Source organism: Paraburkholderia susongensis (assembly GCF_900177725.1).
GTDB classification, from domain to species: Bacteria; Pseudomonadota; Gammaproteobacteria; order Burkholderiales; family Burkholderiaceae; genus Paraburkholderia; species Paraburkholderia susongensis.
Genome location: NZ_FXAT01000023.1, coordinates 1 through 18659, shown reverse-complemented (window position 1 = coordinate 18659; position 18659 = coordinate 1). Strand labels below are relative to the sequence as shown.

General features: G+C 58.8%; 28 protein-coding genes and 1 pseudogene. 26 read left to right on the top strand and 3 right to left on the bottom strand.

The annotated features are described in order from the left end of the window. Positions 1 to 9 precede the first annotated feature (9 nt). The 20 genes and pseudogenes from B9Z01_RS34250 to B9Z01_RS34160 all read left to right on the top strand — a co-directional run bounded on the left by B9Z01_RS34250 (position 10) and on the right by B9Z01_RS34160 (position 14001). On the top strand, positions 10 to 795 hold the full coding sequence (locus B9Z01_RS34250; RefSeq protein WP_143809165.1) for a TrbJ/VirB5 family protein: 786 nt from the start codon (positions 10 to 12) through the stop codon (positions 793 to 795). Then, positions 792 to 1244 (top strand): hypothetical protein, encoded by a 453-nt coding sequence (locus tag B9Z01_RS34245; RefSeq protein ID WP_085489948.1) that lies wholly within the window; start codon positions 792 to 794, stop codon positions 1242 to 1244. The genes B9Z01_RS34250 and B9Z01_RS34245 overlap by 4 nt, the downstream gene beginning before the upstream one ends. An 18-nt stretch (positions 1245 to 1262) precedes the next feature. Next, positions 1263 to 2186, top strand: a complete 924-nt coding sequence (locus B9Z01_RS34240; RefSeq protein ID WP_244196255.1) for a TrbL/VirB6 family protein — start codon at positions 1263 to 1265, stop codon at positions 2184 to 2186. A gap of 24 nt (positions 2187 to 2210) precedes the next feature. Next, entirely contained in the window at positions 2211 to 2327 is a 117-nt protein-coding gene (locus tag B9Z01_RS35995) for a TrwH protein (protein ID WP_208626391.1), read from the top strand. Between the two features lie 10 nt (positions 2328 to 2337). Beyond that, positions 2338 to 3153, top strand: coding sequence for a VirB8 family type IV secretion system protein (locus B9Z01_RS34235; RefSeq protein ID WP_085489947.1), 816 nt, complete (start codon positions 2338 to 2340; stop codon positions 3151 to 3153). After that, a complete protein-coding gene (locus B9Z01_RS34230) occupies positions 3150 to 3956 on the top strand; it encodes a TrbG/VirB9 family P-type conjugative transfer protein (RefSeq protein ID WP_085489946.1) in 807 nt (268 codons plus the stop codon). Before B9Z01_RS34235 ends, B9Z01_RS34230 begins: the two co-directional genes overlap by 4 nt. Next, positions 3953 to 5191, top strand: coding sequence for a TrbI/VirB10 family protein (locus tag B9Z01_RS34225; RefSeq protein ID WP_085489945.1), 1239 nt, complete (start codon positions 3953 to 3955; stop codon positions 5189 to 5191). The genes B9Z01_RS34230 and B9Z01_RS34225 overlap by 4 nt, the downstream gene beginning before the upstream one ends. Then, positions 5188 to 6246 (top strand): P-type DNA transfer ATPase VirB11, encoded by a 1059-nt coding sequence (virB11, locus tag B9Z01_RS34220; RefSeq protein WP_244196254.1) that lies wholly within the window; start codon positions 5188 to 5190, stop codon positions 6244 to 6246. Before B9Z01_RS34225 ends, virB11 begins: the two co-directional genes overlap by 4 nt. Beyond that, positions 6243 to 6599 carry a hypothetical protein gene (locus B9Z01_RS34215; protein WP_244196253.1) on the top strand — a complete coding sequence of 119 codons (357 nt, stop codon included), beginning with the start codon at positions 6243 to 6245 and terminating at the stop codon, positions 6597 to 6599. The genes virB11 and B9Z01_RS34215 overlap by 4 nt, the downstream gene beginning before the upstream one ends. Further along, positions 6596 to 8254, top strand: coding sequence for a type IV secretory system conjugative DNA transfer family protein (locus B9Z01_RS34210; protein ID WP_085489943.1), 1659 nt, complete (start codon positions 6596 to 6598; stop codon positions 8252 to 8254). Before B9Z01_RS34215 ends, B9Z01_RS34210 begins: the two co-directional genes overlap by 4 nt. Then, on the top strand, positions 8251 to 9798 hold the full coding sequence (locus B9Z01_RS34205; RefSeq protein WP_085489942.1) for an LPD7 domain-containing protein: 1548 nt from the start codon (positions 8251 to 8253) through the stop codon (positions 9796 to 9798). Before B9Z01_RS34210 ends, B9Z01_RS34205 begins: the two co-directional genes overlap by 4 nt. A 41-nt stretch (positions 9799 to 9839) precedes the next feature. Next, positions 9840 to 10538, top strand: coding sequence for a StbB family protein (gene stbB / locus B9Z01_RS34200; protein WP_085489941.1), 699 nt, complete (start codon positions 9840 to 9842; stop codon positions 10536 to 10538). Between the two features lie 7 nt (positions 10539 to 10545). Continuing rightward, positions 10546 to 10989, top strand: coding sequence for a hypothetical protein (locus tag B9Z01_RS34195; protein WP_085489940.1), 444 nt, complete (start codon positions 10546 to 10548; stop codon positions 10987 to 10989). A 13-nt stretch (positions 10990 to 11002) separates the two neighbouring features. Next, positions 11003 to 11324, top strand: a pseudogene (gene ssb, locus B9Z01_RS34190) (single-stranded DNA-binding protein); the annotation flags it as partial. A gap of 383 nt (positions 11325 to 11707) precedes the next feature. Next, positions 11708 to 11974, top strand: a complete 267-nt coding sequence (locus tag B9Z01_RS36595; RefSeq protein WP_244196252.1) for a hypothetical protein — start codon at positions 11708 to 11710, stop codon at positions 11972 to 11974. Positions 11975 to 11998: 24 nt separating this feature from the next. Next, positions 11999 to 12277, top strand: a complete 279-nt coding sequence (locus B9Z01_RS34180; protein WP_085489938.1) for a hypothetical protein — start codon at positions 11999 to 12001, stop codon at positions 12275 to 12277. 49 nt (positions 12278 to 12326) lie between these two features. Continuing rightward, complete coding sequence (locus B9Z01_RS34175) at positions 12327 to 12725, top strand: hypothetical protein (protein WP_143809164.1); 399 nt, start codon at positions 12327 to 12329, stop codon at positions 12723 to 12725. Between the two features lie 53 nt (positions 12726 to 12778). Further along, positions 12779 to 12973: a hypothetical protein gene (locus B9Z01_RS34170; RefSeq protein ID WP_085489936.1), complete on the top strand. Its 195-nt coding sequence runs from the start codon at positions 12779 to 12781 to the stop codon at positions 12971 to 12973. Between the two features lie 38 nt (positions 12974 to 13011). Then, positions 13012 to 13257 (top strand): hypothetical protein, encoded by a 246-nt coding sequence (locus B9Z01_RS34165; RefSeq protein WP_085489935.1) that lies wholly within the window; start codon positions 13012 to 13014, stop codon positions 13255 to 13257. A gap of 120 nt (positions 13258 to 13377) precedes the next feature. Further along, complete coding sequence (locus B9Z01_RS34160; protein WP_085489934.1) at positions 13378 to 14001, top strand: phospholipase D family nuclease; 624 nt, start codon at positions 13378 to 13380, stop codon at positions 13999 to 14001. Positions 14002 to 14124: 123 nt separating this feature from the next. Here B9Z01_RS34160 and B9Z01_RS34155 read toward each other — a convergent pair whose 3' ends face one another. After that, complete coding sequence (locus B9Z01_RS34155) at positions 14125 to 14829, bottom strand: SOS response-associated peptidase (protein ID WP_085489933.1); 705 nt, start codon at positions 14827 to 14829, stop codon at positions 14125 to 14127. Between the two features lie 190 nt (positions 14830 to 15019). On the opposite strand from B9Z01_RS34155, the gene B9Z01_RS34150 reads away from it, so the two are divergent. The 4 genes from B9Z01_RS34150 (at position 15020) to B9Z01_RS34135 (ending at position 16495) form a co-directional block, all read left to right on the top strand. Further along, positions 15020 to 15271, top strand: coding sequence for a type II toxin-antitoxin system prevent-host-death family antitoxin (locus tag B9Z01_RS34150; RefSeq protein WP_085489964.1), 252 nt, complete (start codon positions 15020 to 15022; stop codon positions 15269 to 15271). Then, positions 15268 to 15687: a type II toxin-antitoxin system VapC family toxin gene (locus B9Z01_RS34145; protein WP_208626394.1), complete on the top strand. Its 420-nt coding sequence runs from the start codon at positions 15268 to 15270 to the stop codon at positions 15685 to 15687. The genes B9Z01_RS34150 and B9Z01_RS34145 overlap by 4 nt, the downstream gene beginning before the upstream one ends. A 55-nt stretch (positions 15688 to 15742) precedes the next feature. Beyond that, positions 15743 to 15970: a hypothetical protein gene (locus tag B9Z01_RS34140; protein ID WP_208626388.1), complete on the top strand. Its 228-nt coding sequence runs from the start codon at positions 15743 to 15745 to the stop codon at positions 15968 to 15970. Between the two features lie 177 nt (positions 15971 to 16147). Continuing rightward, on the top strand, positions 16148 to 16495 hold the full coding sequence (locus tag B9Z01_RS34135; RefSeq protein ID WP_143809163.1) for a hypothetical protein: 348 nt from the start codon (positions 16148 to 16150) through the stop codon (positions 16493 to 16495). A gap of 40 nt (positions 16496 to 16535) precedes the next feature. On the opposite strand, the gene B9Z01_RS34130 is transcribed toward B9Z01_RS34135, so the two are convergent. Beyond that, the gene (locus tag B9Z01_RS34130) at positions 16536 to 16859 is read right to left on the bottom strand and encodes a hypothetical protein (RefSeq protein ID WP_143809162.1); all 324 of its coding nucleotides are present in this window, start codon (positions 16857 to 16859) and stop codon (positions 16536 to 16538) included. Positions 16860 to 17376: 517 nt separating this feature from the next. On the opposite strand from B9Z01_RS34130, the gene B9Z01_RS34120 reads away from it, so the two are divergent. Both B9Z01_RS34120 and B9Z01_RS34110 read left to right on the top strand, forming a co-directional pair. Next, positions 17377 to 17616, top strand: coding sequence for a hypothetical protein (locus B9Z01_RS34120; protein ID WP_085489927.1), 240 nt, complete (start codon positions 17377 to 17379; stop codon positions 17614 to 17616). 254 nt (positions 17617 to 17870) lie between these two features. Next, positions 17871 to 18227 (top strand): hypothetical protein, encoded by a 357-nt coding sequence (locus tag B9Z01_RS34110; RefSeq protein WP_085489925.1) that lies wholly within the window; start codon positions 17871 to 17873, stop codon positions 18225 to 18227. A gap of 30 nt (positions 18228 to 18257) precedes the next feature. Here the strand turns inward: B9Z01_RS34110 and B9Z01_RS35825 are convergent. Further along, the coding region (locus B9Z01_RS35825; RefSeq protein ID WP_338047442.1) for an LPD7 domain-containing protein at positions 18258 to 18659 on the bottom strand (402 nt) is incomplete at its 5' end.

Below are 18659 nucleotides of genomic sequence, written 5' to 3'. Positions count from 1 at the left end.
GATAGATGGATGAAGACGAAACAGACAGTGATTCACGCACGCGAAAACAGGCTCCTCGCCGAGCTTCGGGCCGCATGGACGCGGCGCTGCGTTGTGTGGGGCCCGACGCGCAGCGGGAAGTCGGCAGGCGTCGTCCTTCCGTTCTTGCGATCGCATGGTTCGACATTGCGCCGCAGCGTCATTGCAATTGCCAGCACGCTTTGTTTTTCGATGGCCCACGCGACGGGCATTCCGGTTCTGGATGTATCGAACCTTGCCCAGGCGTTGCTGATGGTGGAAAACCTGCAAACGCAGGTGCAGCAGATGAAGGATCAATACGCTGCCGTTATCGGCAATCGGGGACTCGGGCAGATTCTTAACGATCCATCGTTGCGCACCTATCTTCCCGACCAGTGGCAGTCGATCTACGACCAGGCCAAGAGTGGTCAGCTGCCGGGCATCACCAGCGCGATGCAGCAGATTGCGAATCAGGAGGGGTTGAACGGTGCCTACACGCCCGGCCAGCAGCGTTACAACGACACGTTGGCCTCGAACAAGGCGATGGCAATGCAGGCGTATGCCGCGACGGCCGCGAGGTTGGACAACATCAAGAACCTGATGGCGCAGTCGAATCTGACACAGGATCCAGCCGCCAAAGCCGACCTGCAAAACCGGTGGGCAGCCGAATACACGATGGTCCAGAACGAGCAGACGCGCTTGAACCTGATGTCGAAGCTGCAGGACACGGAACTGCAGCTCGCAGACGAGCAACGCCATCGCGAATTCAAGAACAGGCTCCTCGGAGTTTCCCAATGAAAAAACTGCTTCTTGTCGCTCTCTCAGTCCTCGCGTTTCTCGCTGGTTGTCACCAGTCGCCGACGCCGACCGGATCAGACGGGCTTGTTGGCATCTACGGCGCGGATCCAAAGAACGACGGCAACGTGGTGCCGATGCTGAAGGTAGAGCGAAACGGCGATGCCTACGTGCTCTACGAGTTCAGCAAGGGCGAATGGCGTCAGCCAAAGAAGGCGTGGACGGGTGACGCCGGCCAGCCGCAGGAAGTGCGTCCGTTCCTGAAGGCTGACCTCGAGAAGCTCGTCCGTCATCCAGTCGACGTGGAGCCTGAAGGCCTGCAGACGAAGGGCATCGCACTGATTCATGTGCCGGCGGGATGGTCCGATGGTGGGCGTAACAAGCCGTTCACCACGAAATCAGGCTATTTCGCGATGACGTTGCTGGGTCCGATTGACCTGCAGCGCATGTAGTAGAACCGGGAGAATCAAGTGGGCGATGCACCAAATACAACGGTCACGGTGTTCACGCAGCTCTTCGCGGCGTTCGATGACAACCTGATGGGGATGATCAGCAGCGGATCCGCGAACATCATCTCGCTGATTACGCCGTTGATGGCCGCCGGCTTTTCGATCTATGTGCTGTTGATCCTCCTGTCGTACTGGCGTGGCACGAACGATGAACCAGTATCCGACTTCCTGAAGAGGATGGCCGCATGGACCGCGATTCTGACGTTCGGCATGAACATCAGCTACTACAGCAACTATGTCGTGCCGTTTTTCAATGGGCTCGGGGACGATCTGGCACGGGCGTTGAGTGGTACACCGTCCACTGGTTCTGCTCTGGATTCGATCACGACGGCCTACGTCCAGGCGATGGTCAAGATTTACCAGGAGGCAAGTGGTATCGAGGACACCATGAATGCGATTGCATTCGTGTTTGTCACGCTGCTGTTTGCGCTGCCGTTCATCGCGATCGCCGCCGCGTACATCATCCTCGCGAAATTTGCGCTCGGTCTGCTGCTCGCGCTCGGTCCGGCCTTCATCGCGGCTGCACTGTTCCCTGCGACGCGGCGCCTGTTCGACTCGTGGGCCGGGCAATGTCTGAACTACGGGATTCTCGTCGCGTTGTTTGCGGCTGCCGGGATGCTGGAAATCAGGTTTGCCCAAACGATCGTGCCGACCGACATCACGATCCTGTCGCTGTTCCAGCTGGTCATGATGGGTATCGCGTTCGTGATTATTTCCCTGAATCTTCCGAGTCTCGCATCGCAACTCGCCGGCGGCGTCGGCATATCGAGCATGGTTGGCAAGTTAAGCGGCGTTGGCCGTCTTGCAGCTGCGTTGGGGAAGGGGGCCAGCGGCGGTGGCGGCAGTTCGCCCAACTCTAGTGGCGGGCAGATCAAAGGGAAGTAATCGCAAGCACTCTAAGGAATTGATATGAAAACGATGGTTGTTTTGCTGGTGACTGCGGCTCTGGCGGCATGTGGATCCGCACCGAAGCCGCCGGAACCGACCGGCGCATGGGTGCCGGTCAATCAAACGCAAGGTAAATAAGGGAGCGGTCATGTTTGGACTTGGGAAGAAAAAGGCCGCGGCGCAAGGTTTGGCGGCTGCGGCCGCCGGGCAGGAAACTAACGATATCGATGTCGGAAAGTGGTATCTGAAGCAGGCGCGCGAGCTCGAGCGGACGAAGCAGGAAAGCATCGAGAGCCGCGCAAAGGTTGCGAAAATTGCCATGTGCTGGATGGGTGGAATTGCTGGCGTCGCTGTTATTGGAACTACCTGCTTAGCACTACTTAAGGTGCCGAACCCGCCGGCGGTTCTTCGGGTCGATAGTTCGACGGGGAAGATTGACGTTCTGCCGACGACTTCGAAAGGAACAGTCACGTTCGGGGAAAAGGAAGATCGTGCGGCATTGCGGCGTTACGTCGAGCTGCGGGAAGGCTACGACTGGGAAACGATCAACGACATGCATTTCGCGGTCGGCGTAATGAGCGATTCCCAGGAGGCCGACCAGTATGACCGGTTCATTCGGGGGCCCGGATCACCACTGACGATGCTCAAGGACAAGGCGCGCGTGATTGCCAAGGTAGGGGCGATTACCTTCGTCGGAAAGACGGCCCAGGTGTTCTTCTCGAAAGAGTATGTCCCGTTGAATCCGAGCATTGCAAGGCAGACAACATATTGGGTTGCCACGATCGCTTACCAACGCGACAACCTCCCGGAGAAAGCAGAGGTGCAGGACATCAACCCCGGTGGCTTCAAGGTGACGAGCTACACGGTTGCCCGCGACTGGAGCCGCGCACCGGCTGAGTTCGACCGACCTGGTGCGCCGGCATCGACCGCGGCATCCGGTGTTGTCGCGGGAGGTGCGCAATGAGTCGACTTTCGATGATGGTGGCACTCGCCGTTGCGGCGTCGCCGGCGGTCGCGCATGTGATTCCCGGGCCGTGCGGCACGGACGAGCATATTCAGTGTGCCATTTATGACCAGAACGAGGTCTATGAGGTCGCTACGGCCAGTGGCAAGGCTGCAATGATCCAGCTCGAGCCGGGTGAGTTCATTGAGGACAAGGGTGCCGGCATGGGCGACGGCAAGGCGTGGGACGCGGGCTCGAACAAGAACTGGATCCTCATCAAGCCGACGCAGGTTCGTCCTGACACGAATCTGATGATTGCGACGAACCGCCGTACCTACACCTTTTCGCTGGTCACGGCGAAACGCGGCCAGCCGACAACCTGGGTGCTGCGGTTCGATTACCCGGACACACGTGCGAAAGAGGCGGCCGACGCTGCAAAGAAACGCACATTGGCCGACAGCATCGGGAAATCGGCCAGCGCGTTGTCCTTGCATCGAAACGACGCGTACTCGAAGCGTGGTGACGATGCGCTTGCACCGACGGCCGTTTGGGACGACGGGTTGTTCACTTACTTCCGCTATGCAACCGGCCGCGATCTGCCGCGGATCTTCACCATCCTTCCGGACGGCGCCGAAGCACTGGCGAACTATCACATGGACGGCGATACGGTCGTTGTCCATGAAGTGTCGAGTCAGTTCGTTATTCGACTCGGCAACTCTGTAATGGGTATCCGTAACGACGGGTATTCGCCCGATGGCATGTACAACGCGGGCGGATCAACTGTGCCCGGCATGGTGCGGATCACCAAGGAGCAAGGCAAATGACGGACGCCAATGAAATCCATGCAGCACCGGCCGAAGAGCGCGGTATTCCGTCGATCGTTGGGCAAAAACGCACCAGGATGAACAAGGTAGTGCTGGCTGCCGTGGCACTGATGGCCACGACTGTGTTAGCAGGCGCGACGGCGATGTTCGTCAAGCGCCTGTCAGACCAGAAGGAAGCGGAAAGGGCGGAAGAACGGGCAAGGCCGAAGGACTCGGCACAAAAATCTGATGCGACCGGTGATCTGGAGGGCACGAAAGCCCGGATCAAGGCGCAGGAGGATGCGCAGGCCGCAGCACAAACTCCGGCACCGGCCGACGCTGGCAATGCAAAAGACGCCACAGGTGCGTCGAATAGCACGTCCACCGCGTCCGTCGCACAACAATCGTCGTCGGCCGGTGGACAACAATCCGGGAATGGCCATCCGGTGCAAACGCCGGCCGCGCGCCGGCTGGAAGCTGGCGTGATGGTCATGACGGCTGACACCAAGGACAACAAGGCGAAGGCGGCTGACGATACCGCGGGCTCGACCAGCTCGGCGACGCTGTTGGGCGGAAGCGGCGCTTCTAGCGGAAAGAATGCACTCGACGAGCAGATGGCTGTCTCGGCCAACTCTCGCGCGCCGATGGTTCGAGCCTCTTTCCTGCCGGATCTGACATATCTGCTGAGAAAGACCACGATGATTCCGTGCGACAGCTCAAAGATCGTCTCGACCTATCCGGGCGGGACGTCGTGCGAAATTATCAAGGACGTGTACTCCGCTAACGGAAAGACACTGCTGATCCGCAAAGGTGCTATTGCAATGGGTGAGCAGCGGTCGGCCCTTGTACAGGGACAGGCCCGCATCTTTGCGATGTACACGCGAATCGACGACGGTAGCGTGACTATTCCGCTTGATTCTCCGGTTACTGATCCGCTCGGGGGCAGCGGCATTGATGCGTACGTCGACAATCACTTCTGGCAACGTTTCGGCGGCGCATTGATGGTCGGGCTGGTTGGAGACTTCGGACAGGCCTTCGCCAACAAGACTGTCGGCAGCAACAGCGCGACCATTTCCCTTTCGAACACGTCGCAGTCGACCCAGGATGTCGCAACCGAAGCGCTGCGGAACACGATCAATATTCCGCCTACGGGTTACGTCAATCAGGGCACGATTACCTATATCTACGTCGCGCGGGACATCGATTTTTCGAGCCAGTACGAGCTCGTCCAGGGCAACGTGGGGAGGGCACAGTGAACGACGCACTGGTCATTCCTTTCGATGACGATGACAGGTCAGCGACAGTACGCAGCCTTATGCGTCAGACGGGCATCGCGCGGTTCATGGCGGTCGAAGGTGTCACAGAGGTAAAGGTCAATCGTCCTGGCGAAATCGCGACGGAGACGAAAGACGGGTGGGAACGTCACGAGGTTCCTGAATGCACGCTCGCGCGGATGCAAAAGCTCGCTAACGCCCTGGTTATTTTCGACAAGAAAGGGCAGATCTCGGCTCAGGATCCAATCAAGCCTATCACGCTGCCGGACGGCGAACGCGGTCAGGTGCTCGTTCCGCCGGCCATCGAGCCAGGTACGGTGTCACTCACGATCCGGATTCCAAGCGACAAACGCTTCACCATCGATCAACTTCATGATTTCGGGTCGTTCGAAGGGTATCGAGACGTGTCTCCGAATCTCGATGTGCCGTCAGACATCGTTCTGAAGGAGTTCGAGCTCGACATGCTCGAGGCGAAGAGGACGCGTGATACGACGCGCTTCTTTCAGCTCGCGATCGACAACCGGCTCAACATGATGCTGATCGGCGGGACCGGATCCGGGAAGACGACGGTAATGAAGGCACTGGCCGATATGGTGCCGCACGATACCTGCGTCGGCACGATCGAAGACGTTCACGAACTGACGTTGCCGTATCACTGGAACCACGTTCATATGTTCTACAGCGACGCGCTGCCGGCGCGCGAAATCGTGCGCTCCTCGCTGCGCATGAAATTCGATCGCGTGTACCTCGCCGAGCTGCGGGGCGACGAGGCGTGGGACTACCTGTCTCTTCTTAACACTGGTCACCAGGGCGGCCTGACGACGGTTCATGCGAACGACTGCATTTCGGCGTTTCCTCGTGTCGCGACGCTCATCAAGCAAAGCCCTGTCGGCTTGAATCTCGACTGGAATTTCGTGCTGAACGAGGTCCGCCGGACGATCGACGTTGTGTTGTTCATGGAGAAGGGCTCCAAACGCATGACGGAACTCTATTTCGATCCGGTTGAGAAGTGGAAGATGCAGCGGGGGCGAGCATGAAACCGGCCAAGATCCTCGTGGGTGTCCTGGGCGGTGCCGCTGTGATGACAGGCTTCGCGGTGGCGGGCCAGTTCGCCGGCGCGACGCTGTTCGCGCAACTTGAGAAGCTTCCCAGCTCGGTTGTCGGTGTGACGACCCTCTACCGATACTGGGTAGCGTACGGTCATATCGTTGCCATCAAGAAGGTGCTTGTCGCCTGCACGGCGCTGTCGGTACTGGTGTCGGCTGTGCCGCTGCTGATTCCCGTCATATTGGCGATGAAGGCCAATCGCCCGCGTGAGCTCCACGGCAGCGCGCGGTTCGCGAACCTGCAGGAGATCCGGAAGTCGGGCCTCGTGGAGGAACGTCGATGAGCGCGAAGAAATTTCCCGGCATCCTCGTCGGCCGGCATTCGAAGCTGGGCTATCTGACGTATCGCGGCCAGCAGTTTGTCGCACTCGCCGCACCGACGCGATCAGGTAAGGGGGTGGGCATTGTCATCCCGAATCTTCTCACCTATCCCGATTCGGTTGTTGTGCTGGATCTGAAGCTTGAAAACTTCAAATATACATCGCTGTTCCGGCAGAAAAACGGGCAGGACGTGTTCCTGTTCGCACCGTTCTCGGAAGAGGGCAGAACGCACCGCTGGAACGTGTTTGATGCGGTGAAAAAGCGTCCGGCGCGATTCCACGTGAGCGAAGTCCGTTCAATTGGCCAGACGTTCTGGTCAAGCCGAGTCGACGCGAAAACGAAGTTCTGGAACGATCTGGCGCGCAACCTGTTCGTCGGCCTTGCGCTCTATCTGCTGCAGACGCCTGAGCTGCCGTGCACGCTTGGCGAAATCCTCCGTCAGTCCTCGGGCAAAGGGAAGCCCGTCAAGGAGCATATCAAGAAGATTCTGGAAACACGTTCGAAGCCAGACGGCAATCTTCCGGCACTAAGCCTGCAGTGCCGTGACGCTCTGCAGCGCTTCATGAACCAGAGTGACAACGTCATCGGCAACATCCTGTCGACATTCACGGCACCACTGCAGATCTTCGATGATCCGGTGGTGGACGCGGCGACCAGTGCGTCCGATTTTGATTTCGACAACGTACGCAAGAAACGCACCTCGATTTACTTCGGCGTTCAGCCCGACAAACTCGAAGATGCGCCCGAACTGATCAACCTGTTCTTCTCGCAGCTGATCAAGCTCAACCTGCGTGAGCAGGCAGCCGACAATCCGGATCTGAAGTACCAGTGCCTGCTGGTGCTCGACGAGTTCGCGGCGATTGGTCGCGTGGGCATCATCGCGGCCGGATCGGCGTTCATCGCCAGCTACAACCTCCGGTTGCTGACGATCTTCCAGAGCATTTCACAGCTCGAGGACGACGTTCTCTATGGCAAGCATGGCACGCGCTCCCTGCTGACCAATCACGGTATGCAGATCCTGTATCCGCCACGCGAGCAGGACGATGCGGAAGCCTACGAGCGCACCCTGGGCTATTTCACGATGGTTTCGAAATCGAAGGGGCGCAGCCGGGGCGGCCGCTCATCGACCCGCACCGACAACGAGTCGGACCAGAAACGCGCGTTGATGATGGCGCAGGAGCTCAAGGAGCTCCCGAAGAGCCAGGAAATCATCACGCTGGAAAACTGCAAGCCGATCCTCTGCGAGAAGGCATTTTTCTACAGCGATCCGCTGTTCATCGACCGGCTCAAGTCCGTCAGTCCGTCACTGAAAGCACTTGGCGAACGGATACCGAATCAGGTCCAGCTCGAAGACGCAGCACTTGTGCGGGGCGAGCTGTCGATTGAGGTGCCAGAGGTCGACATCGAGGCGTTCTTCAATGCCTCGTCCGGCCTTGCCGCGCCAGGGACCGCATCGGTCGCTACCGACATCCGTTCCGTACAGGAGGGCGAGATGGATTTCCTGCAGGCGGCCGACATCACCAATCAGGACGAGATCGTGCAGGCCCTGTGCCAGCTGATGCCGTCTTTCAACGAGGTCATGGCCATCGTCAACATCAAGGAGGCAGTTGAAGCATGAACAGCATTGAATTACACAGTCCCGAACAATTGCGCGAACGTGCTGACACGGTGCGCGAGCAGCTGGCCTCACTCGACTGGCGAACCGATAAAGACGGGTTTGACTCGGCAGTTGGCGCGCTGCGTGACATCGCGGCCGACGACTGGTATGTGGCTGCGGATGCGTGGCGAGAATCGGGCATCGATGCGCCTCAGCCCGATTTCGTCGATCCGCAGACCGACGTTTCGCTCGAATTGCGTCGCCAGGCGGCCGACCACGGTATCTATCGAGACGTCGACAACACGACACCTGCGCCGCAGCTGCAGGACTTCGACACCGACACACTGCGTGCGCCGGCGAACGAACCTGATGCACAGGAAGCGGCCAACGATCCGACGAGGCCGATCGACGGGCTCAGCGCTGCAGATCTGGCGCGTGCAAAGGCTGCTCGCCAGAGTGACCGTGCCGAAGTCGAAGCGATGCTGCGCGAGACGGCCAGCCTGGCCAGGAACGTGCGCCCGCAACCGGATCGCGACGAAGAGCCGGCAGCGGCCGGCGCCGCAGCTGGGGAACGGGCTGAGATGGCTCGCGGGCCGCGCAGTTCGGCGAAGGTCGATCCGGTATTCCAGAAGAGCGGTTACGAGGTGCCGAAACGGGTAGCCGCTCAGTACGTCGCACACGAAGGCAAGTTTCTCGACCGCAAGAGCGAGACTGTGCATTTCGAGGACAAAGGCAAGTCGCTCGCGACGGACAGTAACGACCGCAAGATCATTTCGCACATGATCGAGGTCGCTCAGGCGAAGAACTGGGGCGTGCTCGAGCTCAAGGGCTCCGAGGAATTCCGTCGCCAGGCGTGGATCGCGGCTCAGGTCGCCGGGATGGAGACACGCGGTTTTTCTCCGAAGCCGGCTGATCGCGCATTGCTCGAGGTCGCCCGGCAGGAGATGCGTATTGGCGCGGCCGACCGGGAAACCGCCGTCACGCCAACGAACACTATTGAAGCGGCCGATGTGCCGATGGCCACACGCGAGCGACCCGCAGCAGCTGCCCCGGAGCCCGTGCGGGTAGACACCGCCCCTGAATCGCTGATTAGGGCGATGCGGGAGGAGCGGGCGCGTGAGATCCAGAGCGAGGCACAGACGATCGCGCATACGCATACCACCACGACGTCGGCCGAACTGAGTCGCAAAGCGTGGGTAGCCGCCGAGCTCGCGGGCGTCGAAACGGTTGGTTATGAGCCGGATGATCGCGCACGCGAACTGCTCGAAGCGGCCCGACATGCCATCCACACACCAAACGTCTCACCCTCGGTTGCAGCTGCACGTCTCGTCATGGAAGCCAAACTCAATGGACTGCCAGCCTCCGTGCAGGACCGATGCCGCGCGGAATTCAGTGAGCGGGTCGTCGGCGCGAAAGATCTTCCGGCACCTACAGCTTCCCAGCAGTCGATTGAAGCAGCTCGCCGCGCGTTCTTTGAGCGCAACTCGCCGCAGCAATCGAGACCAGCGGCACCGGCCCAGCCGGATCACACCACCAGCGATCCCGGCATGGAAATCAGCCGGTAACTCGCTTGAATTCTGTATCCGCCTCTAAGGAATCTCACACCATGAAAATCGCTGTTATCAACTTCTCTGGCAACGTCGGCAAGAGCACCGTCGCGCGTCATCTGCTCGCACCTCGCCTCAACAATGCCCCAATCATCGCTGTTGAGTCGATCAATTCGGATGGCACGGACGGCCCCGCCGTGCGTGGTGAACAGTTCGGCGAGATCCAGGAGCACTTGCTGACCGTTGACGACGCTGTTGTCGACATCGGCGCATCAAACGTCGAAGACTTCGTGAACCTGATGAAAAGCTACGACGGCTCGCACGAAGACTTCGACCTGTTTGTGGTGCCGACAGTGCCTGATGCGAAGCAGGAGCGCGACACCATCTCGACGATCGCAGCGCTCGCTGACGACATCGGAGTTGACCGGACGCGCATCCGTGTCCTGTTCAACATGGTCGACCCAAAGCACACGGTGGAAGACCGATTCTCTGCATTGTTCAATTTTCACGCGGCACACAAAGGCTTCACCTTGCGTCGGGACGCCGTGATGTATGAAAACGAGATCTTCGCGAAGATCGCCGAGAGCCAGCAAAGCATTGCAGATGTCTTGACGGATCCGACGGATTACAAGGCACTGATCCGGGAAACGACTGACCCGGAGGAACGGCAACGGCTTGCCCGGATGGTATCGATCAAGCGGCTTGCGGCTGGTGTGACGACCCAGCTCGATGCCGTGTTCAAGGCTCTCATCAAGTAGGCGCGTCATGTCCGAAACGACCGTACGGGACGCGCTGCTCGCTGAAGCACTCGGCGAGTTGTACACGCTGCGTGAAGACGTAGCGGCACTGATGAAAGCTATTCCGGATGCCCGCTCAGCAATTGAAAGCGGTGGCCAGCTGGCGACGCTTCGGTTTGCTGAGCAGACCGACAAGGCAGTCGCAGTGCTGGATGGCCGTATCGCTCAGATGGCTGCGGCCGTCAAGGAAGTTGGGGCGATGCGCGAAACGCTTATCGGCGCGGTGGCCGCACATGCGACGGAGGAAGCGCGGACACGCCTGGTCGACGTGGTTGAGTCGATCGTCGCAGAACGTCGAACTGACGACAAGAAACAGTACATCAGTCGGGCGCTCACCTGCCTGGCCTGTGCCGTGATCGGCGGTTCACTGGTTGCCGCGGCAGATATCGCGCTGCGGCTTATTTCTCACTAGGGAGTACATGCAAATGGCTTCACTTAACAGGGTCGAACTGATTGGGTATCTGGGTGCCGATCCGGAAACGCGTCAGCTGCCGAGCGGTGACGCGGTGACAAACATCCGTCTCGCGACGACCGATCGATACAAGGACAAGGCATCTGGCGAAATGAAGGAACAGACCGAATGGCATCGTGTGTCGTTCTTCGGGCGCCTTGCTGATACCGCCAATCTCCTGAAAAAGGGATCGTCGGTGTTCATCGAGGGGCGCATCAAGACGCGGAAATGGCAAGCCCAGGATGGCAGCGATCGTTACTCAACAGAAATCGTTGCATCTTCCATGCAGTTTCTCGACCGGGAGCGCGCGACTGGCTCCGCACATACCAATCAATCCGATGGATCCACCCTCGGCCATGACGATCAGGACGACTCGAATGAAAATCCCTTCTAGACCACATATCAGCCGCGTTGTCCTGCACGGTCTCGTGTTTTCGGCATTGCTGGCCGGCTCCGGATACGCCGGAGCCAGTGAGTATGGCTAAATGGTGGGCCCAAGGGCGTCGCGGAGTGCGTTGAGCCGATCACCCAGCTTTATGACGACCTCTACCACGGAAGGCCGTTTCCGACCTGCGACCTTGCCGACGGCAACGACGGCAGTGCGCATGCAAATCCGGTCAGCGACCCGTATGACCCATGTCCAGATCCGCTCAAGCCTGCCGCAAATGATCTCTACGTAGTGCAGGGCGTGAAGAAGACGGGATCAAACAGATACAGCTTCGGCAGTAGTGCATACACGCTATCCGGAACTCCACAGCAATCCGGCGAACTGGGCATGCGCGCCTGCGTCGGCACGGCCATCGGCTCGTACACCGTCGGCTCGTATGCCAACGACGACCAGTATTCGGTGACCGTCTTTGATGCGGTCCAGTGGCAGAAGGCACAGAACCCGCGCGCAATCGATGTCTATATCGACAACACGTTTCAGCAGCGCGTGCGCTACTGATCTTTCAACGGGAAGGAGCACAAGATGAGAAAGAACTACGTTGCAGCAGCCGTGTGTGCGGCGCTCTCCATCAGCGCCGCGTATGCGCAAACTCCGGCTTTGAGCGATCCATCCAACCTCGATCAGGCTGTGCGCACAGTACAGCAGGCTCAGGCACAGATCGATGAGCAGAAAGCCCCGGCGCCGGCAGTCGATGCAAACACCCAGCTGCTGACGGCGATTCACGTGACGCAGATCCAGCAACTGCAGACGTTGCAGGCAATCCAGGCAGGCCTGATAGCTCAGGCGCATCCCGCGCAGTAAGCGCGTTCCACGTCGGCCGCGCGGCGGCCGGCCTTTTTACCGGACAAACATGAGCAAGCCAACAACACTTGTTGAAGCGACTCCCGGCGGGAGCGTTTTCCCCTCCGCAGAGGCTATGGCGTTTGTCGACGCTGCAGCCAAGGCGGTGCTGACCACTCTCACCGGTGCCAGGCGCGAGTTCACCCTGATGCCGTACCGCCATTGCGGGACCGAATATCTTGGATTTGATTGGTGGGACGACGCTCGCAACGAGGTGCACTTTACATTCTTCGCATGCGCGCCATACGAGATCTTCAGATCCCCGCCTGAGAAAGTCGGCTCAGGCGGGGATGACGTGGCAGTGGGCGACCTGATAGATGCGCTGCTGCTGGTTCGATTGATTGCCGATCGTGTGAACGGAATTCAGCAGGCTCAAACTGACCACTCAACTCAAGTCTCGGTGCATTAGGCGCGATGCGCCCCGACAATCGGCCGGCAGCCGATTCAGAGGAGTATCTACACATGAGTAGCCACGATTTCATCAATGCCTGCGAATATCTCCGGGCGACCGTGGTGGGCGGGGATCAAACCAGTCCGTCGTTGAACCAGTCACAAGCCGAGCAGATTATCAACGTCGTGGCTCAGGCAATGGGTATGCGCGACGAAGAACTAGCCCACAAGTTGGCAAACTATTGGGCGGCATTCCCGGCCATCTGATTCATCGAACTAGCGTTGCGTCGCGAAGGGAGATTCAAATGCATCAAGCAGTAGAACAACTCAAGGCCGAAGTCTCGACGCTTAAAATCGCGCTCGAACTGCTTGGTTTCGACAGCAATGCAGTCACATCGCTCCTACAAGGCGACAGCGACCGCATGTGGCGTGAAATGCCGTTCCGTGCGTCGACTGTGCAGTTCAACGCTGCGAAAGCTACTGAATTTGGCTTGAGCGAAAACGGCATTTTGGCAACTGAGCGCGTGTTTCACGAACTGCGCCGCGCGTAAGCGTTACGTCGCTCATTGAGCTGCCGTCGTGGGATGCCCGAAAAACGCAAGACGTCCAGACGTACAACCAAAAATGTTGCTAATTGTATTTATGTCAAATTGCATAGGATTCCTCAATAAATGATGCCACGGAAACGACTGGCAATCACCTGCCTGACAACGACGCTCATCTGCGCGGCGCCGTTCGCCGTCGGCAAATCGCTCACCGATTCCCTGCTCAATCAGGCTCGTGGAATCATGTCTCCGGCATCGCCATCGAACTCGATGGATGCGCCGGCAGGACAAGCGGTTGAAGTTGGGTTTTCTCCGGACGGTGACGCCGAGGCACTCGTCCTGAAAGTCATCGGTTCGGCGCGCGCATCAATCCGGCTCGCCGGCTACTCGTTCACGTCGCCCAAGGTGGTGCGGGCACTGCTCGACGCGAAGCGTCGTGGCGTCGATGTCGCCGTCGTGGTCGACGACAAGGGCAATCGCACCAAGGCCTCCCTGCAGGCCCTGAATCTGCTGGTCAATGCCGGCGTGCCGACTCGCACGACTGATCGCTACGCCATCCATCACGACAAGTATCTGGTGGTGGACGGCCGGCACGTTGAAACCGGCTCGTTCAATTTCAGCGCGTCGGCAGCGACCCGCAACTCAGAAAATGTGCTCATTGTCTGGAACAACCCTGCGCTCGCCGGCCGCTATCTGCAGCACTGGCAAAGCCGGTTTGATCAGGGTCGCGACTACCGTTCCAGTTATTAATCAAGGAGGCCGGCGCCCTCTTCTGCTGCTGCATCACGCGCAGGCGTTCAAGCCCGTCCAGTTGGCCGCCTGCGTCAACGTTCCAGGCCCGCTCGATTGACGCGCGTGATTTTTATTTTCCGATCATTTTTCGGTCGCCGCGTCCGGGGCTATCGGATCGTTGAAGGCCGGGTTGTCATGGCCGGTGCGGTTCACCTCAGGCGTCACTTGATGCCAGTGAAAATCGTCAGATGATTTGCCGGCGTTGTTTGCCAGATGCAGTGCCTCCTCGAGCGTAGTCGTCGGGTCCAGCCATACCCTGGCCTCTTCGAGTGTCAGCACCAAGGGGCGCCGGTCATGCACGTCGAGCATGCCGCTTTCTGCCGGGGCCGTCACGATCACGAAGCCAAAAACGGTGCCTGCGTCTGTCGGCGAAGCGTCGGAGCGCACACTGCTCAACCCTGCGAAGTAAACCGGAGGTCCGGAGTTTGCCTGAATATAGTAGGGTTGCTTTTTCCCGGCCGCCGGTAACCATTCGTACCAGCCATCAGCCGGGACAAGTACGCGGCCTGACTTGAACAGTGCCTTCCATGTGCTCGCCATCGCCTTGTCGAGGCGAGCATTGATCATCATCGGAATCTTGCGAGCGATCGCCCATGCCGGACGGTAGCCCCACACCTCCAGCCGCGGTCCGTTTGGTCCGATGATTGGTTGCCGGGTGCCTGGCGAAACGTTCCAGCTGGGCCGGAAAATTTCAGCGTGTCCGTTGAATCGCGGATCGCTCGCATCGGTCATCAGGGGTTCAACGTAGAACAGATCCTTCTGTCCACGGGAATATCGACCGCACATGCTGTGCTCCTGTCCGCCGGAAGCCGACAGGCTACTGCTTTTCCCACACGCGGTGTGTGCGCCTCACCTGCCCGATCCCTAGGGGTGATGAATTTTCGCGTACGCGAAGAATCCATCCACCGAATGTAGTAACTTGCCTACATTCAATGAATGTAGTAACATGTCTACATTGTGTGTGAAGGAGCTAACCGTGACGATTACCACCTTTTCGAGCCGCGAACTCAATCAGGACGTGACCAGGGCGAAAAAGGCCACTAGGGATGGTCCGGTGTTTATCACCGATCGGGGCAAGCCCGCTCATGTCCTGCTGAGCATCGAGGAATACTGGCTTCTCACCCGGCAGCGTCGCAACATCGCAGACGCCCTCGCGATGCCCGAGGTTGCCGATATTGAATTCGATCCGCCCCGTGTGGACATTACTATCCGGCCGGCTGAATTCTGATGTTTGTTCTTGATACGAATGTTGTATCCGAGCTGCGCAAGGGGCGCAGGGCCGACGCCAACGTTGCCGCCTGGGCTGCGAGCGTCGATGCTTCAACGCTTTTTGTTTCCGCCGTCACGATCATGGAGCTGGAAACGGGTGTTTTACTGATCGAGCGTCGCGATCCGCCTCAAGGCGCATTGTTGCGCGCGTGGCTGGAACAGCACGTTCTGATTGAATTTGCTCAGCGCGTGCTTCCGGTTGATACGGTTGTGGCTTTACGCTGCGCGCGGCTGCATGTCCCGGATCGCCGCTCAGAACGTGATGCGCTGATCGCGGCGACGGCGATTGCGCATGGAATGACCGTGGTAACGCGCAACGTTGCTGACTTCCAGGCAACCGGCGTTGCCCTCATCAACCCTTGGAATGCAGTGTGATTTTCGCGTACGCGAAAAATGGAAAAGGAAAAACAGCATGTCTGGAGCAACGGTTGTGAAAACCTACACCTACGACGAAATCACCGCGGCGACCAGGCAGATCGTCACCGATGAGTTGGCCCGCGCCGAGAAAGAGCCCGATAACGCATCGGCCCGGCATCTTCGCGGCTACGCTTCAGGCGCATGGCTACTGTGGCTAACCGTCACCCGCAACGAAGCAACAAGCGACCGCCACCGCGAGGACAACAAACTGTTCAAGAAACTCCTTGGTGTGCCGGAATAGCCCGCCGATGCTTCCCACGATTTTCGCGTACGCGAAAAATTTCCCCCGGCGTGGCAATGCCGGTAACTGGACTTACCGGCATTGCGTTTCGGATGTTATAACTGCCTGGATCGCCAGGCGCGGCGCCTGCAGCCTTATGCGACGGGCCTTCATAGGAAAAGAGGACGGGTAAATCAAATGCAGACTGTAGATGAAATGATGGAGCAAGCCTTCTTCGAAGGGCGCGACGCGCGCAGCGCTGAGTTCAAGCAGGGCGCACGCGATGTTCTGATCGCCCGAAAGGAAGGCAGCGCACTTCCGCCGATTCCGTTCCAGATGGGAACCGCCCAAGCCGACGCATACCTTGCAGGCCGCGAAGAAGGCGGAATCATCTGGTCTACGATGGCCGAAGCACGGATGGGCATTGAGCGATCACCTGATGACGAAGCGCTGACAGCTTTTGCTGCGCAGGCCCAGCGCTATCGCCCGCTTGCCGTGGAAGTGACGCAGGATCTGAGCGCGCTGCAAGCGCTCTACGGCAAGTAAGCACGGAAAACGGGCCGACACCAGTGTGAAGAATCGACCCTCAAGTGAGGTGACCATGACGCATTGCAAAGTTCGGGTTAGGGGTGGTCGGGAAATAGTCGGTTATGCGCAAGACGGCGCACGCCTTCGAGTAATGCCCGGCGAATATGAGGCGCGGTGGATCTCGATTGCTCGCGGACAAGATCCGACGCTTCGCGCAGCACTTAGGGTCTTCGGCGCTGACAGTCGTGGTGGTGATCTCGACGTATTGCGCGAGGAATTCGTCGATGACCTCGCGGATTTCCCGAATCTGAGTGACGAAAGCAAATTCGAAATTCTCGCGGTGCATGACTGACAGGAAAACGATGGACTGCACGACGAACACACTCTCGGTCCTGTTAATGTCCACAAGCGGTAAATGCATCGGAAAGCGCAGGTGAGCACTGCCGTTGCTGAAACGAAAACAACGGGGGAAAGCTATGCACATTCTGGCGACGCCGATGCGGCAACAAGGCCGGGCGATCCCGAAGCGTGACGTTGAGGCAGCTCCGCCAGTGCGGGGCGATCTGCTTGTGACGCAAGAGAAAAGCGAGACGTTCGGCCGCTATTCAACCGTCGCTCGCTTCCAGACGAGCGGCGCAGCAGAGCAGCAACCATTACCTCCCCTGCATGACGCCGATCTGTCATGGATGGGCACAAACGGGTTTGTGCTCACTGGTATCGAAGTGGTCGGAGGTGTCACCTACGCGCAGTCGTGGTGGTGTCGGCTAAGGCCATAATTACGGGGAGAAGACAGGCCATGTTGCTTGCGGACGTCAAGCACGATCGGGTTCAGGCGCGTTGGGGCGATTCCCCCTACGGATTCTGATTGGACCATTGAAAGAATTCCCAGACCGGACGATATGAGCAAGACCAAACAGATCAGCGCCAAGCAGCGCTCCGCACTGAACGCGGAAGTCGCGAAGGATATTCCCGCCTATATGGACCGACTTTTTGGATCCGGCAACTGGCTATACGACGAAACAGAGAAGCTGTATATCGCTCGCGATCCGAAATATAACGGCCCGGGCTTCGGCTTCATCGCGGTTCAGCCTGACGGCACCTACTTCACGGGCGTGCGTCCAGTGGATATCCTCCAGTAGACATAGCTAATGAAAAAACTTCGCGTCTTCATTTGGTTCTCGTTGAGTCTGTTCGTAACAGCAGCGTTGCTGATTCAACGTGAACAAGTCAACAAATTCGGATTCGTTCTCGTTGGTTGCCTGTTTGCAGTGAGCGCGGTTCTCGCTGTATTGACCGGGAAGGTGCTGACGTATAGGGGCCGCCGGGTTATGGTAGTGCGCGACGATACGCACTAGTTCAATTTCCTACCGAAGAGGGAGTAGAAAAGTAGACCATGCTCATAAAGACAAAAATATTGGATGAGTCGGGAGTTTCAGTTTTTCAGGCACGCACTCCCATCGATGCCATCAATCTCATGTTGGTCGCTGAATCAAAAGAGGATCTCGTTCGCGAAAAGGGCGAGGAGTGGGCAGCAGGCGCGATACCATTCTTCGGCGGGGAGTTGATCAACGTCATGAAGGCAGGTGAGCTTGGCAAAGCAGTCGACAAGGCAGCGATAGAACTTGCTATGGCAGTATGGCTCTTCGACTCGATCTATTGTGGTCTCTCACCTGAAGTCTTCGTGAAGTGCGACTTGGATCTGACAATGTGGCACGACGGGACGGTTGTATGCACCCGCGTCCTCGGCTAGCTAAACAGTAAAGCCGTGACCGACACCTCTTTAGCGTTCGATGTCGGGATCCGGGTCGGGCGCGTGAATGGGCAAGTCTCGGTCGCCAGCACTGCGTTCATCGTTGCCCTGCGGCCCAGGTTGCGGTGAGCGCAGAAAATCGCGCGCGAGCTTGCGTAACGCTGCATCGCGCTCACGCTCCTGCAGCCTCTGCGCTTCGGCCTGAGCATCGAGCTCGTGCCGACGGTCGTACATCACGTGGTTCAGTGCAGGATCATCAAATTCCACGTTCAGCCGAATCTCGGCGGCAACGCGCGCCGCAGCGACCTGAAATTCGGGCGGCCCCGACAGCGTAAGTGTCTGCCCGAATTTCTGCTGCGCCAAGCGCAGGCCGGTTTCGATCGCGTCCCTGTCAGCCTCCCACATGCGCAGTGACGACCCCTCGTCGACGAG

Bases quoted from the DNA above. Each gene is read 5' to 3' on its own strand.
- B9Z01_RS34135 (WP_143809163.1), top strand. From the start codon at position 16,148: ATGCAGACTGTAGATGAAATGATGGAGCAAGCCTTCTTCGAAGGGCGC.
- B9Z01_RS34110 (WP_085489925.1), top strand. From the start codon at position 17,871: ATGCTCATAAAGACAAAAATATTGGATGAGTCGGGAGTTTCAGTTTTT.
- B9Z01_RS34170 (WP_085489936.1), top strand. From the start codon at position 12,779: ATGAGTAGCCACGATTTCATCAATGCCTGCGAATATCTCCGGGCGACC.
- B9Z01_RS34245 (WP_085489948.1), top strand. From the start codon at position 792: ATGAAAAAACTGCTTCTTGTCGCTCTCTCAGTCCTCGCGTTTCTCGCT.
- B9Z01_RS34160 (WP_085489934.1), top strand. From the start codon at position 13,378: ATGATGCCACGGAAACGACTGGCAATCACCTGCCTGACAACGACGCTC.
- B9Z01_RS34235 (WP_085489947.1), top strand. From the start codon at position 2,338: ATGTTTGGACTTGGGAAGAAAAAGGCCGCGGCGCAAGGTTTGGCGGCT.
- B9Z01_RS34250 (WP_143809165.1), top strand. From the start codon at position 10: ATGAAGACGAAACAGACAGTGATTCACGCACGCGAAAACAGGCTCCTC.
- B9Z01_RS34155 (WP_085489933.1), bottom strand. From the start codon at position 14,829: ATGTGCGGTCGATATTCCCGTGGACAGAAGGATCTGTTCTACGTTGAA.
- B9Z01_RS34225 (WP_085489945.1), top strand. From the start codon at position 3,953: ATGACGGACGCCAATGAAATCCATGCAGCACCGGCCGAAGAGCGCGGT.
- B9Z01_RS34165 (WP_085489935.1), top strand. From the start codon at position 13,012: ATGCATCAAGCAGTAGAACAACTCAAGGCCGAAGTCTCGACGCTTAAA.
- stbB (WP_085489941.1), top strand. From the start codon at position 9,840: ATGAAAATCGCTGTTATCAACTTCTCTGGCAACGTCGGCAAGAGCACC.
- B9Z01_RS34230 (WP_085489946.1), top strand. From the start codon at position 3,150: ATGAGTCGACTTTCGATGATGGTGGCACTCGCCGTTGCGGCGTCGCCG.
- B9Z01_RS34195 (WP_085489940.1), top strand. From the start codon at position 10,546: ATGTCCGAAACGACCGTACGGGACGCGCTGCTCGCTGAAGCACTCGGC.
- B9Z01_RS34175 (WP_143809164.1), top strand. From the start codon at position 12,327: ATGAGCAAGCCAACAACACTTGTTGAAGCGACTCCCGGCGGGAGCGTT.
- B9Z01_RS35995 (WP_208626391.1), top strand. From the start codon at position 2,211: ATGAAAACGATGGTTGTTTTGCTGGTGACTGCGGCTCTGGCGGCATGT.
- B9Z01_RS34180 (WP_085489938.1), top strand. From the start codon at position 11,999: ATGAGAAAGAACTACGTTGCAGCAGCCGTGTGTGCGGCGCTCTCCATC.
- B9Z01_RS34120 (WP_085489927.1), top strand. From the start codon at position 17,377: ATGAGCAAGACCAAACAGATCAGCGCCAAGCAGCGCTCCGCACTGAAC.
- B9Z01_RS34205 (WP_085489942.1), top strand. From the start codon at position 8,251: ATGAACAGCATTGAATTACACAGTCCCGAACAATTGCGCGAACGTGCT.
- B9Z01_RS34210 (WP_085489943.1), top strand. From the start codon at position 6,596: ATGAGCGCGAAGAAATTTCCCGGCATCCTCGTCGGCCGGCATTCGAAG.
- B9Z01_RS34215 (WP_244196253.1), top strand. From the start codon at position 6,243: ATGAAACCGGCCAAGATCCTCGTGGGTGTCCTGGGCGGTGCCGCTGTG.